This window comes from Tunturiibacter empetritectus, assembly GCF_013410875.1.
Taxonomy (GTDB): domain Bacteria; phylum Acidobacteriota; class Terriglobia; order Terriglobales; family Acidobacteriaceae; genus Edaphobacter; species Edaphobacter empetritectus.
The window spans coordinates 922,190-934,645 of sequence record NZ_JACCCU010000002.1; the positions used below are offsets into that span (position 1 = coordinate 922,190).

At 58.2% G+C, this 12,456-nt stretch carries 11 protein-coding genes; 7 read left to right on the forward strand and 4 right to left on the reverse strand.

Going from position 1 to position 12,456, the window contains the following annotated elements:
- The first annotated feature begins 12 nt into the window (after positions 1-12).
- Positions 13-483 (forward strand): hypothetical protein, encoded by a 471-nt coding sequence (locus HDF08_RS15985; RefSeq protein ID WP_179639592.1) that lies wholly within the window; start codon positions 13-15, stop codon positions 481-483.
- Here the strand turns inward: HDF08_RS15985 and HDF08_RS15990 are convergent.
- A complete protein-coding gene (locus HDF08_RS15990) occupies positions 471-1,187 on the reverse strand; it encodes a carboxypeptidase-like regulatory domain-containing protein (RefSeq protein WP_179639593.1) in 717 nt (238 codons plus the stop codon). The genes HDF08_RS15985 and HDF08_RS15990 overlap by 13 nt on opposite strands.
- A 208-nt stretch (positions 1,188-1,395) precedes the next feature.
- Here HDF08_RS15990 and HDF08_RS15995 point away from each other — a divergent pair, with 208 nt between their 5' ends.
- The 3 genes from HDF08_RS15995 to HDF08_RS16005 all read left to right on the forward strand — a co-directional run bounded on the left by HDF08_RS15995 (position 1,396) and on the right by HDF08_RS16005 (position 3,498).
- The gene (locus HDF08_RS15995; protein WP_179639594.1) at positions 1,396-1,869 is read left to right on the forward strand and encodes a MarR family winged helix-turn-helix transcriptional regulator; all 474 of its coding nucleotides are present in this window, start codon (positions 1,396-1,398) and stop codon (positions 1,867-1,869) included.
- A gap of 212 nt (positions 1,870-2,081) precedes the next feature.
- The gene (locus tag HDF08_RS16000) at positions 2,082-2,786 is read left to right on the forward strand and encodes a pirin family protein (RefSeq protein WP_179639595.1); all 705 of its coding nucleotides are present in this window, start codon (positions 2,082-2,084) and stop codon (positions 2,784-2,786) included.
- A gap of 133 nt (positions 2,787-2,919) precedes the next feature.
- A complete protein-coding gene (locus HDF08_RS16005) occupies positions 2,920-3,498 on the forward strand; it encodes a YceI family protein (protein WP_179639596.1) in 579 nt (192 codons plus the stop codon).
- Positions 3,499-3,565: 67 nt separating this feature from the next.
- Here the strand turns inward: HDF08_RS16005 and HDF08_RS16010 are convergent, their stop codons facing one another.
- Together HDF08_RS16010 and HDF08_RS16015 are read right to left on the reverse strand one after the other, a co-directional pair.
- Complete coding sequence (locus HDF08_RS16010; protein ID WP_179639597.1) at positions 3,566-3,970, reverse strand: response regulator; 405 nt, start codon at positions 3,968-3,970, stop codon at positions 3,566-3,568.
- A gap of 62 nt (positions 3,971-4,032) precedes the next feature.
- Positions 4,033-4,941 carry a LysR family transcriptional regulator gene (locus tag HDF08_RS16015; RefSeq protein WP_179639598.1) on the reverse strand — a complete coding sequence of 303 codons (909 nt, stop codon included), beginning with the start codon at positions 4,939-4,941 and terminating at the stop codon, positions 4,033-4,035.
- A gap of 135 nt (positions 4,942-5,076) precedes the next feature.
- Between HDF08_RS16015 and HDF08_RS16020 the strand changes: the two genes are divergently transcribed.
- From HDF08_RS16020 to HDF08_RS16030, 3 genes are read left to right on the forward strand one after another with little or no spacing between them, the layout of a single operon-like run.
- Entirely contained in the window at positions 5,077-8,256 is a 3,180-nt protein-coding gene (locus HDF08_RS16020) for an efflux RND transporter permease subunit (RefSeq protein ID WP_179639599.1), read from the forward strand.
- A gap of 29 nt (positions 8,257-8,285) precedes the next feature.
- Positions 8,286-9,551, forward strand: coding sequence for an efflux RND transporter periplasmic adaptor subunit (locus tag HDF08_RS16025; protein ID WP_179639600.1), 1,266 nt, complete (start codon positions 8,286-8,288; stop codon positions 9,549-9,551).
- The gene (locus HDF08_RS16030) at positions 9,548-11,002 is read left to right on the forward strand and encodes an efflux transporter outer membrane subunit (RefSeq protein ID WP_179639601.1); all 1,455 of its coding nucleotides are present in this window, start codon (positions 9,548-9,550) and stop codon (positions 11,000-11,002) included. Before HDF08_RS16025 ends, HDF08_RS16030 begins: the two co-directional genes overlap by 4 nt.
- 2 nt (positions 11,003-11,004) lie before the next feature.
- Here HDF08_RS16030 and HDF08_RS21790 read toward each other — a convergent pair whose 3' ends face one another.
- Positions 11,005-12,456 (reverse strand): sensor histidine kinase, encoded by a 1,452-nt coding sequence (locus HDF08_RS21790; RefSeq protein ID WP_179639602.1) that lies wholly within the window; start codon positions 12,454-12,456, stop codon positions 11,005-11,007.

Below are 12,456 nucleotides of genomic sequence, written 5' to 3' on the forward strand. Positions count from 1 at the left end.
GGGATTTGGGATATGAGTCACGTACTGGTTATCTTCCAAGCGGATACGGAGCGCACAGAGCAGATGGCGCTGGCCGTCGGGGTGGGTGCAGTCGAGGCTGAGGCGGGCATTCGGTTGCGGCGCCTGAGGATGCCAGGCGCCGTCGAGGTGGGGCATAAGGGTTATGGGACGCTGCGCGAGGCGGACGTGCTCTGGGCGGATACGGTTGTGGTTGGATTGGAGGGCGAAAAATCCAGTACACAGGAGCTGAACGGGCTGGTTATGGTGCTGTCCGGGCTTGATTCCAGCCAGATGAAGGGTAAGGAGTACTGGACGTTTAACGCGGAGGGTATCGCCTCGAAGAGGACCGAGGCACAGACGTTAGCGGAGGAGGCTTTACTGACGGCTGGAATCACTCCGGTACCTGCACTGGTCTCGGATGCTGCCGATGAGACGGAGCGAATGAAGGATGCCGGCCGCCAGCTTGGGCGTCAACGGATCTGAGGACATCGCGACAAGATATGCGATGAAAGTGATCGAACGGCCAGTTCGTTCGATGTGTCTTTGGCTTGATCTCCGGCCGGAACCAGAACTGCGCTGGTCATGCCGCGAAGCATCTGGACCTGCCTGGAGTACTTCGAGTCGACCGAAAGATTGATTCCGTAGACCGTGAAGGTCTGGAAGCCTGGAACCTGAACGCTCAGCGAGTAGATGCCGTTTGGAAGTTTCGAGAACTCGTAGGTTCCGTCTGCGCTGGTCTGGGTTTTGAAGACCGCCTCGGTTTTCTGATTGGTCACCAGCACCCTGGCACCTTTGACGATTGCTCCGTCGGGGTTAGTGACCGTGCCGCGAATGGAGGGGGAGAGATTCTTCGCGCTTGAGGCCGGAATTGCGGCGAATGAGAGAAACAGTACGAAGCAGAGCAGGCGTGCGATTGTCGATGCGTTGCTCTTCATGTTGCTCGCCGTCCTGATCGTCGAGGTCGGTACGGTTGTAAGGATGGCGAGGGCCAAGGAGAGATGTCGGAGGGAGGCGGCATGAGCGCTAAAGTTCGAAAAGACCAGAACAACAGATTCCTCCGCAACGCTACGCAGGGAAAGCATGAGGAGAGGAAGCGGCAGGGGTACAAACAGCAGGAGGAATGCAAGAGCTAGAGGCAAGAGCACCTGAATCGGTAGGCCCAACAACGACAGGGGCAGTAGAGACATCGACAAAGCGTCCTCCGGCAGCGCCCAGGGAGATGCCTGAAACTGCTGCACTTAGCTATGTTTGAACTTAGAGCGAGGCAGGACGGATGCCAATGGCCACTCCACAGAACCTTCGGATAGCCACTTTTCCTGGCCGGAGTATAAGGCTGATTCTGAATCTTATCTCGATGTCGAGATATCTTATGCCGTAGGAGTTTGGAGGCCGAAGATGACGGATGAGCACAATATAGTTTCGGCCCCTCGGCTCTGGCTCGTTCTGGCTCGGGCATTTCACTCAATCGGGGACTTCATCGAGGGCTCTTTTACTGCTCAGGGGTTGATTCTTAGTGACTTTATGGTGCTGGAGGTTTTGCTGCATAAGGGGCCACTAACGATCTCGGCGATCGGCGAGAAGGTCTTGCTGGCAAGCGCTTCGATGACTTCTGCGATCGACCGGCTGGAGAAGCGAGGGCTGGTGCGGCGTAAGAACTGCGCTTCGGACCGGCGCACCCGCTACGTGGAGCTGACGTGCGATGGCAAGGAGTTCATCGAGGAGATCTACGCGCGGCATGAGAAGGATCTTGAGTTTGTCGCTGCCGGGTTGAGCGAGGCAGAGCGAAGGACGATGTACGAGGGATTGAAGAAGATGGGGATCGCGGCGAAGGTTGCGGTTCCCACACAGAAGTGTATGAAGGCTGGTTAGAGATGGATCAAAGGGGAAGATCTGCGGAGATGAGGAGAGGCAAATGCGGGGATCCTTCGCTCCGCTCAGGATGACGACGGTTTAGTGGTCGGGGTCGGGACGACGACAGTTTTGAGAGTGTTCAGAGGTAGCTGAAGATTGCAAGAGCAGTTTGATTTGCAGGACATGCGGGCCTAAGCAATGGGCCGGTGGAGATATGGAAAGGAAATGTTATGTTGACTGTTCGGAAGAGTAACGAGAGAGGCCATGCAGACCACGGATGGCTGGATTCGCACCATACGTTTTCGTTCGCCAACTATCACGACTCGGAGCATATGGGATATCGTTCGCTGCGGGTGATCAATGAGGATCGCGTGGCAGAGGGGCGCGGGTTTGGAGCGCATGCGCATCGCGATATGGAGATTCTGAGCTATGTGCTGAAGGGCCAGCTTGCCCACAAGGACAGCATGGGCCATGTGGAGGTGCTGGGACCGAACGAGATTCAGAAGATGTCGGCCGGCAGCGGGGTGGTGCATAGCGAGTTCAACGGTTCGGAGACGGAGCCGGTTCACTTTCTGCAGATCTGGATTGAGCCGAAGAGCCGAGGCACGAAGCCGAGCTATGAGCAGTTGAAGTTTGAGGCCGAGGAGAAGCTGGACCGCTTCAAGCTGTTGGCTTCGCCGACGCCGACAGCCGGGGCGGCGACGATCAACCAGGACACGAGCGTGTCGGTTGCTGAGTTGACGCCGGGCAAACAGATTACCTATCCGCTGGGGAGCAAGCGCCATGCGTGGCTGCATGTGATCCAGGGAGAGGTGACGGTGAACGGCAAGGCGCTGGAGACGGGCGATGCTGTTGCCGTCGATAACGAAGAGGCACTGGAAGTAAGTGCGCAGGGGAAGGCGAATAGCGAGATACTGTTGTTCGATCTCGCATAATCCTTTCCCCCGCCGCTGACAGCGAGTTGACAACGTTTTACACAATTGCAACGGTGACCGGCACATATTTTTTGAGTCGGTCACTATAACGATGACATCTCACAGCAGACTTAATTTTCCGAGGAGAACGATTATGAACCGTCGCATCTTTACCGCCGCCCTCTCTGCGCTGCTCCTGACCGGAGTCAGCGCGCTGGCCCAAAGCTCAAGCTGGACGATTGACCCTAACCATTCGCAGGTGAACTTTGGGATCAAACACCTTGGCGTCAGCACGGTGCGCGGCTCTATCAGCGGCGTGAACGGGACCGTGGTCTGGGATGAGAAGAATCCCAGCAAGTCGAGTGTGGAAGCGACAATTACTACGACGACCGTTTCCACCAATAATGAAAAGCGCGACGCTCACCTGAAGTCACCTGACTTCTTCAACGTTGAGAAGTTCCCGACGATGACGTACAAGTCGACTGCGGTGACGAGCGCGAACGGCAAGCTGCAGGTGGTGGGCGATCTGACGCTGGCCGGGGTGACCAAGAGCGTGACACTCGATGTGGATGGACCGACGCCTCCGCAGAAGGGTATGGGGGGCAAGATGGTGACGGGCTTTTCAGCTACGGGAACGCTGAAGCGCAGCGACTTCAACTTCGGTTCGAAGTATGGCTCGCCGATGCTGGGCGATGAGGTTCAGTTCACGATCGACGTAGAAGCGGGTAAATAAGCAGGAAGCAGAAATGGCCCTTCTTTTCGCGGAAGATCGCGGAGGGAAGGGCTTTTGTGTGTCTGAATCAGGAGAGGGTTTCGCGGCTGAGCTCTTCGTTGCGCTTTTCGATTGCGGCGGCGGCCTCCGGCTTCAGGCTGCGCAGGATCTCCAGCAGCTTCGCCGGGTCGAAGGACTCGAGTTGATAGTCGGCTGAGGGGCAGCCCTTGAAGCCGGGGGTGGTGATGACGATGATGGGGACTTTTGGTTGAAGCAGTTTGATTTTGCTGGCGACCTCTTCGCAGGACATGTCGTCGAGACCGCCGTCGAGAACAATGCCGTTGACAGCGGGAAAGCGAGTGAAGACATCAAAGGCCTCCTGACCGCTGTAGGCGGTGATGACGTTGAACTTTGCGGTTTCGATCACTAGCTTGCGGGTCGAGATGCTGCCGGGAAACTCTCGGTCGATGACTAGGAAGCAGGGTCTGATCATGAAGACATTAGACGCTAAAAACACTTTAGAAGACGATTTCAGGGTGAGGCAAAAATTTTCAGTTAGAGGCCGTGGGTGCGCTGGATGCGGTCTTTGTTATCGCGGACCAAACGGAGAAAGTTCTGCTGGATGGGGTCTTCGTTCAGCGGGTTCCAGGCGACGGCGAGTCCCATGTGGAGCTTTTGTGGCACAAGCTTCGTGATGACGACTCCAGGCGGGCGGAGGTAGCGGACTCCGGACGGGACCAGTGCGACGCCTTCGCCGGATTCGACGAGGGTGAGAACGCCGGACCAGGTGGAGGAGGTGTTGACGATGTTCGGGGAGAAGCCTGCGCCGGAGCAGAGGGCGAGGATACCGTCGAAGAGAGCGGGAGTCATCTGGCGATCGCAGAGGACGAAGCGTTCGGTGATAAGGGATTGGATCGAGATGGGTTTGCCGGCGAGAGGATGGTCGCGGGGAAGGACGACGACGATGGGGTCGCGATAGAGGAGTTCGGCGCGGAGGGTCTGGTCGAAGGGCGGCTCGAGGGGGCGGGCGAAGGCGATGTCGATCTTGCCGGTGAGGAGGGCCTCCATCTGCTCGGGCGTGCGCATCTCGTAGAGGGAGAGCTTGATGTCGGGGTGGAGCTTGCGGTAGTCGCGGATGATGCGGGCGAAGAAGCCGCCGGCGCCCCAGAGGAAGAAGCCGATGTTGAGAGACCCTACCTGGCCAATGAGGGATCGCTGAGTGATTTCGATGGCGCGGTCGGCGGCGGCGAGGGTTTTGCGCGCTTCGGCGAGGAAGAGCTGGCCTTGGGGCGTGAGGCGGGTTCGGCCTGAGTTGCGATTGAGGAGCGGGCCGCCGACTTCGCGCTCGAGATCGGCGACCTGCTCGCTGATAGCGGACTGGGAGACGTGGAGGCGGCGGCTGGCTTCGCTGAAGGTGCCGTGCTCGGCGACGGCGCAGAGGTAACGCAGATGTCTCAGTTCCATGGAAGGGTCCTCTGGTTTGATGGTATCGGTTTTTCCGATGGCGGGTCGCGGAAATAACTGTCGCAACCTTCAGGCGGGTAGGAATGTCTTACTCTATAGAGAAAGATTTACCCGAAGCGGAAGAGGGCTTGTCGCATGTGGATTGTCAAAGTAGCTCTGAGCCGACCGTACACGTTTATCGTGCTGGCGATCCTGATTCTGATTGCTGCGCCTGTGGTCATCTCGAGTACGCCGACCGACATCTTTCCGAATATTAATATTCCTGTGGTGTCGGTTGCGTGGCAGTACACGGGACTGAATCCGGAGGAGCTTGAGGGCCGGCTGACGACTCCGTATGAGAAGGCTCTGACGGTGCTGGTGGACAACATTCAGCATATCGAGTCGACTACGTTTGCGGGGCAGGTGATTGTGAAGATCTACCTGCAGCCGGGGGCGAGTCTGGATACGGCGAACTCGCAGGTTTCGGCGGCTTCGGAGTACCAACTGAGGAGCCTGCCTCCGGGGATTCTGCCGCCGCAGATTATTAACTTCAGCGCGTCGAGCGTGCCGATCGTACAACTGGGCTTGTCGGGCGCGGGGCTGAGCGAGCAGCAGCTGAATGACCTGGGGGCAAATTTTGTTCGGCCGCAGCTGATCTCGGTGCCGGGGGTTGTGATTCCGAATATCTATGGCGGCAAGCAGCGGTCGATTATGTTGAACATCGATCCGAAGCTGCTGCAGGCCAAAGGGCTGTCGCCGGTTGATGTGTTGAATGCGGTGGGACAGCAGAATGTGGTGCAGCCGGGTGGGACGGCGAAGATTGGCCAGGACGAGTATGACATTCACATCAACTCGTCGCCGGTGACGCTGGAGGGGATCAGCAACCTGCCGATCAAGCAGGTGAATGGCACGACGATCTATCTGCATGACGTGGCGACGGTGGCGGACGGAAGCATACCGCAGACGAATATTGTGCGGCAGGACGGACGCCGCGGGGCGCTGATGGTGATTCTGAAGTCGGGGACCGCATCGACATTGACCGTGGTGAGCGGCGTGCGGAATCTGATTCCAAGGGTGAAGCTGACGGTGCCGCCTGAGTTGAAGATTACGCCGATCGGGGACCAGTCTGTGTTCGTTCGCGGATCGGTGCAGGGGGTGATCCGCGAGGCTGTGATTGCGGCGGTGCTGACAGGGCTGATGATTCTTTTGTTCCTGGGGAGCTGGCGCAGCACGATTATTATCGCGATCTCGATTCCGCTGTCGATCCTGACCTCGATCATTGTGCTGGGACTTCTGGGCGAGACGATCAACATTATGACGCTGGGCGGATTGGCGCTGGCAGTCGGCATTCTGGTGGACGATGCGACGGTGACGATTGAGAATATCGAACGCTACCTGGAGGAGGGCAGAGAGCTGCATGACGCGATTCTGGAAGGTGCGGCGCAGATCTCGGTGCCGGCGCTGGTATCGACGCTTTGTATCTGCATTGTGTTTCTGCCGATGTTCTTTTTGAGCGGGGTTGCGCGCTATCTCTTTGTGCCGTTGGCGGAGGCTGTGGTCTTCGCCATGCTGGCTTCGTATGTTCTCTCTCGCACGCTGGTTCCGACGCTGGCGATGTATCTGCTGAAGGCGCATGATCACCATGCTGTGCCCTCGAATAACATCCTTGCGCGGTTCCAGCGGGGGTTTGAGCGCCTCTTTGAGAAGCTGCGCACCAGTTATCAAGATCTGCTCGGACGGCTGGTAGCGGCGCGAGTCTTCTTCGTTCCCATTTTTTTGCTGCTGTGCCTGTGTGTTTTCACACTGCTGCCGTTTCTTGGACAGAACTTCTTTCCAAGCACAGACAATGGATCGTTTATCCTCCATGTTCGCGGCAAGAGCGGGATCCGCATCGAGGAGACTGCGAAACTTTGCGATCTGATCGAACAAGACATTCGGAAGACCGTGCCAGCAGGAGAGATGGACAACATCCTCGATAACATTGGCCTGCCGTACAGCACACTGAATACGCAGCATGCTACTTCGGGGCTAATCGGTGCGGGAGATGCGGACATTCTGGTCTCGCTGAAGGAAGATCACCATCCGACTGCCAAGTATGTCGAGGCATTGCGCAGGGATCTCCCGCGCGCCTTCCCTGGGGTTACGTTCTACTTTCTACCGTCGGATATTGTTACGCAGATTCTGAACTTCGGCCTGCCTGCTCCGATCGACATTCAGTTCGAGGGTTCGGACATTGCGGCTAATCGAAAGGTTGCGAACCAGGTACTGAGCGAGTTGCACAAGGTTCCTGGCCTTGTGGATCTGCGCATCCAGCAGCCGGATGATTATCCCGTGCTGAACGTTGATGTAGACCGCACGAAGGCGGCGCAGGGCGGCTACTCGGAGCGTGATGTGGGCAGCAGCTTGCTGAACATACTCGGGGGCAGTACGCAGCTAAATCCGATGTTTTATCTGAACTGGAACAATGGCAACACGTACAACATTGTGGAGCAGACGCCGCAGTACCAGATCAGCTCATTGAACTCGCTCGAGAATATTCCGATCTCTTCTCCGACGGCAAAGCAGCCGGAGATTTTGACCGATGTCGCGACGATTAAGCGCAGCAGCGAGATGGAGGTGGTGACGCACTACAACGTGCGGCGCACGCTCGATATCTACGGAAATGTTCAGGGGCGCGATCTTGGGTCGGTGGGACGAGACATCAACAAAATTGTGGCAAAGAATGAGAAGTCGCTGGTGCGCGGCAGCTTTGTGAGGGTGCGCGGCCAGATTGAGACGATGAACAGCTCTTACTTTGGACTGCTTGCCGGACTGGCGTTTGCGATTGTGCTGGTCTACCTGTTGATCGTTGTGAACTTCCAGTCCTGGCTCGATCCGTTCATCATTATTACTGCTCTGCCGGCAGCGCTGGCGGGTATTGTGCTCTTCCTGTTCACGACGAGGACGACGTTGAGTGTGCCCGCGCTGATGGGCGCGATTATGTGTATGGGCGTTGCGACGGCGAACAGTATTCTGGTGGTATCGTTTGCGAAAGAGCGCCTGTTGCATCATGGGAACGCGATTGAGGCTGCTATTGAAGCGGGAGCGACCCGGTTCCGGCCTGTGATGATGACGGCCCTGGCGATGATCATCGGCATGATTCCGATGGCACTGGGTGCGGGAGAGGGCGGAGAACAGAACGCGCCGCTAGGTAGAGCTGTGATCGGCGGACTGTGTTGCGCTACGGTTGCGACTCTTATCTTCGTTCCCGCGGTCTTTGCTTTGCTGCACAGCTCGGATAAGAAAAATGCGGTTGCCAATGAGAGCCGCGAGCACCAGTTGACTGCGGGCGACTGAAAGAACTTGAGAGGCATGAAGGAGAACGCATGACGAGCGGAACTAAGGTGGAGACCAGGATGAATGAGGATGAGACCACACTCTCCGGCGATCGCCCGGCTGCGGTGGTGGACGCCCCCGCGCCCGGCCTGACAAGAGGGACGTGGATTGGAGTGGCGGTCATCGCTGTGATTGTGGCCCTGGTTGTCATCTTCGGGATTGCCGCGCGTCGCCGGACGGAGAGCACGCTCGAAACGGACACAAAAGCTGCCGCGATTCCGTCTGTCAAAGTGATTCATCCCGCCAGCTCGATGCTGTCTTCGGGGCTGGCGCTGCCGGGAAACACGCAGGCGTATGTGGACACGCCGATCTACGCGCGCACGAGCGGCTATCTGAAGAAATGGTACTTCGACATTGGCGCGCACGTTCGCAAAGGACAGTTGATGGCGGTCATCGAGACGCCGGAGTTGGATGAGCAGCTTCAGGTGGCGCAGGCCGATCTAAAGAGCGCGGAGGCCAATCTGAATCTTGCAAATACGACCTCGGCACGGTATCAAAATCTTCTGACGACTAACTCGGTCTCAAAGCAGGAGACCGATGTTGCGGTGAGTGATGCCGCGGCGAAGAAGGCGGCGGTGGATGCCTCGATGGCGGCTGTGCGCAGACTGCAGCAGCTGCAATCGTTCGAGAAGATTTATGCACCCTTCGATGGAATCGTGACGGCACGCAATATCGATATCGGCGGACTGATCCAGGCTGGTGAGAATACAACTCCCAAGGAGCTGTTCCATCTTGCCGCGATTCAAAAGATCCGCGTGTTCGTGTCGGTTCCGGAGGCTTACTCCACCTCGATCAAGGCCGGCGGCAAGGCGATGCTGACTTTGGACGAGTATCCGGGGCGTGAGTTTGAGGGCACCGTTGCGCGCAACTCGAACGCGATCGATTCAGCAACACGCACACTGAATGTCGAGGTGGATGTAGACAATCCCAAGGGCGAACTGTTGCCGGGCGCCTATGTGTTTGTCCACTTCAAGGTGCCGCAGCGCAGTTCGAATTTGATGATTCCGTCGAACACGCTGCTGTTCCGGGCGCAGGGTCTGCAGGTGGGAGTCGTTCGCGATGGACGCGTGCAGCTGGTGCCAGTGACGATCAGCAAAGACATGGGGGCGAACGTTGAGATTGCCTCGGGGTTGACACCGAACGATGCTGTGATTCTGGATCCTTCCGACTCACTGGCGAGCGGCCAAGAGGTGCAGGTGAAGAGCCAGATGAACGAGAACGCAACACAGATGGAGAAGAAAGAGGGGGCGCAGTGACGCTACGACCAGGTGCTCTGGCCAGTGCCGCTGTGTTCCTGCTTAGCGGATGCATGGTGGGGCCAAAGTATGTGAAGCCTTCGGTTCCCATGGCGCCTGACTATAAGGAAGCAGGGCCGGATGCCTACAAGGAGAACTCGAGTTGGCAGGTGGCGCAGCCGTCCGATGCGGCACAGCGCGGAGAGTGGTGGACGATCTTCGGCGATGCGGAGCTGAATGCCCTTGAGCCGCAGGTGGCGGAGAATAACCAGAGTCTCAAGGCTGCGGATGCTCGCTTTCGCGAGGCCCGAGCTTTGATCCGATTCAATCATGCGTCGCTCTATCCGACTGTTGGTGTGGCGCCGACTGGCGGGGGCGAACGGGAATCGTCCAACCAGCCTTACTTCAATGTGAACAACGCCCAGGGAAATGGCGTTGGCGTACTTCAACTGCCTGTGGATTTGAACTACGAATTCGATGTCTGGGGGCGTGTTCGGCGCACAGTGAGCGCTGCTCGCGAGGAGGCCCAGGCAAGCGCGGGAGATCGGCAGACAGTAATGCTAAGCCTACAGGCTGAGCTTGCGGTAGATTACTTCGAGGCCCGCAGCGCCGATGCCCAGGAGAAGCTGCTGAACGATACTGTGAAGGACTTCGAAGAGGCCTACCGGATTACAAAGAATCGTTTTGAGGGCGGCGTCGCTCCGAAGTCAGACGTCGATCAGGCGCAGACGCAGCTTGAGGCGGCGAAGGTGCTGTCGCGTGATATTACATTGCAGCGAGCACAGTTCGAGCATGCGATCGCGATTCTGCTGGGCAAGCCGCCGGCGTCGTTCGCGTTGCCGAACGCTCCTCTCGATGCGAGGCCGCCGGCGATTCCGCCAGGGCTGCCTTCGGAGCTGCTGGAAAGGCGTCCGGATATTGCCTCGGCAGAACGGCGGGTTGCCGAAGCGAATGACCGCATTGGCATTGCACGGGCTGCGTTTTATCCTACGATTTCGTTGAGCGGTACCGTCGGGGTGGAGGGGACCTCGTTTGCGAACCTGTTTGACCCGGCGAGTCTGCTGTGGTCGCTTGGGCCTATGCTGTCGCAGACGGTGTTCGACGCTGGACGTAGAGCCTCGGTGTCCGAACAGGCCAATGCGAGCTATGACGAGACGGTTGCGAACTATCGGCAGACGACTTTGACGGCGTTTCAACAGGTTGAGGATAATCTGGTCGCGCTGCGCGTTCTGAACCAGGAGGCAGGGCATCAACACCAGGCCACGATGGCGGCCCAATCTGCTGCGCAGATATTCAACAATAGATATGTTGGCGGACTCGACACCTATCTGCAGGTGGTGACGGCGCAGACTACGGAGCTGAATAACGAGCGCAACGACATCGACATTATGCGCAGGCAGATGGATGCGAGCGTGCTCTTGATCAAGGCTCTGGGTGGCGGCTGGAACGTGACGCAGCTGCCGAAGCTGTAGGCTTAGCGGCCGGAGAGATTCAGCGGCAGGTAGAAGGAGAAGACGGAACCTTGCGTGGGCTGGCTGGTGACCTCGATGGAGCCGCCGTGGGCTTCGACGATCGCCTTTGCGATGGCCAGCCCCATGCCTGTTCCCTGGACGCGATATCGCTGCCCTTGGCCGCGGTAGAACTTGTCGAAGATCATCATCTTTTCCAGGTCGTCGACTCCTGCACCACGGTCGGCGACGCTGGTGACGAGCTGGCCTCGGGAGACTTCGGCGCTGACGAAGATTGGACTTCCCTCGGTGGAATACTTTGCCGCGTTCTCTAACAGGTGCTGGAGCACTTTGGCGATGCGCTCGAGGTCCATCTGGACGGGAGGGAGGGTGTCGGGGAGGCGTAATTCTAGGGGATGATTTTTGAGCGGCCCCTGGACAGCCTCGAGCGCAAGATCGACGGCCTCTCGCATGGAGTGCATGCGTAGATCGAGCTTGATATCGTTTGCATCGAGCTCCGCCATCTCCATGGCCTGACCGACGAGCCGGTCCAGCCGCGCAGCTTCTTCTTCGATGACCTGCAACATCTCGCCGCTCTGCTCGGCATCGAGGGAGGGTTCGCTGCGAAGAGTTGTGACGGCGGCTGTGATGGAGGTGAGAGGCGTTCGGAGTTCGTGCGCGACAGAGTCCAACAAGGCATTGCGCAGTCGCTCGCTCTCGCGTGAGGCCTGGACTCGGGTCAGGGTTTCGACGGCGCCGGCGCGTTCGATCGCAATCGCCGCCAGGCCACAAACCGCATCGAGAGCCTCAGGGGAGGTCCTGTTGCCTGTGATTCCGACGGCGCCGATGGGGCGGGTTCCGAGGAGAATTGGGACGAGGGTGACGGCGCGTGCTTCGTCATAGCGATGATCGCGGGTGAAGGCTGCATCCCGCAGCTCGGAGGCGGTTACGTCCATGTAGTTGGGGCTCGAGCGATAGATGCGATCTTTCTCCCGAAGATAAACAGCGGCTCCGGTAAGGTTGAAGGTCGCGGCGATCATCTGTGGCAGGACGTTGAGGAGATCGATGACATTGCCGGTCACGAGCATCTGCTGGCTGAACTCGTACAAGCGTTCTGCTTCGCGCTGACGGCGGCGCGAGATCTTTGCTTCACGGCGTGCGCGCTCGGCAAGTTGGCTGGCGACGATTCCGGTTACCAGAAAGGCGAAGAGGGCGACCCAGTTGCGGCCATCCCCGACGGTAAAGGTGAGGACTGGAGGCAGGAAGAAGAAGTTGAAGGCTGCCGCCGAGAGGATGGACAGGTAGATCGAGTGGCGCAGGCCCCAGTTTGCGGCTACGAGAAGAATGCCAATCAGAAATGTCAGGGCTACCGTGGTTTCGTTGACATGCAGCCGAAGAAAGTAGACGGCTACAATGACAGCTGCGCCGGCAGTGGAGATACTGTAGCGGACGATACTGCGTGTAAGCTTGCGCTGCAC

Coding starts and splice junctions, on each gene's coding strand:
- HDF08_RS15985 (WP_179639592.1), top strand. CDS start 13: ATGAGTCACGTACTGGTTATCTTCCAAGCGGATACGGAGCGCACAGAG.
- HDF08_RS15990 (WP_179639593.1), bottom strand. CDS start 1,187: ATGTCTCTACTGCCCCTGTCGTTGTTGGGCCTACCGATTCAGGTGCTC.
- HDF08_RS15995 (WP_179639594.1), top strand. CDS start 1,396: ATGACGGATGAGCACAATATAGTTTCGGCCCCTCGGCTCTGGCTCGTT.
- HDF08_RS16000 (WP_179639595.1), top strand. CDS start 2,082: ATGTTGACTGTTCGGAAGAGTAACGAGAGAGGCCATGCAGACCACGGA.
- HDF08_RS16005 (WP_179639596.1), top strand. CDS start 2,920: ATGAACCGTCGCATCTTTACCGCCGCCCTCTCTGCGCTGCTCCTGACC.
- HDF08_RS16010 (WP_179639597.1), bottom strand. CDS start 3,970: ATGATCAGACCCTGCTTCCTAGTCATCGACCGAGAGTTTCCCGGCAGC.
- HDF08_RS16015 (WP_179639598.1), bottom strand. CDS start 4,941: ATGGAACTGAGACATCTGCGTTACCTCTGCGCCGTCGCCGAGCACGGC.
- HDF08_RS16020 (WP_179639599.1), top strand. CDS start 5,077: ATGTGGATTGTCAAAGTAGCTCTGAGCCGACCGTACACGTTTATCGTG.
- HDF08_RS16025 (WP_179639600.1), top strand. CDS start 8,286: ATGACGAGCGGAACTAAGGTGGAGACCAGGATGAATGAGGATGAGACC.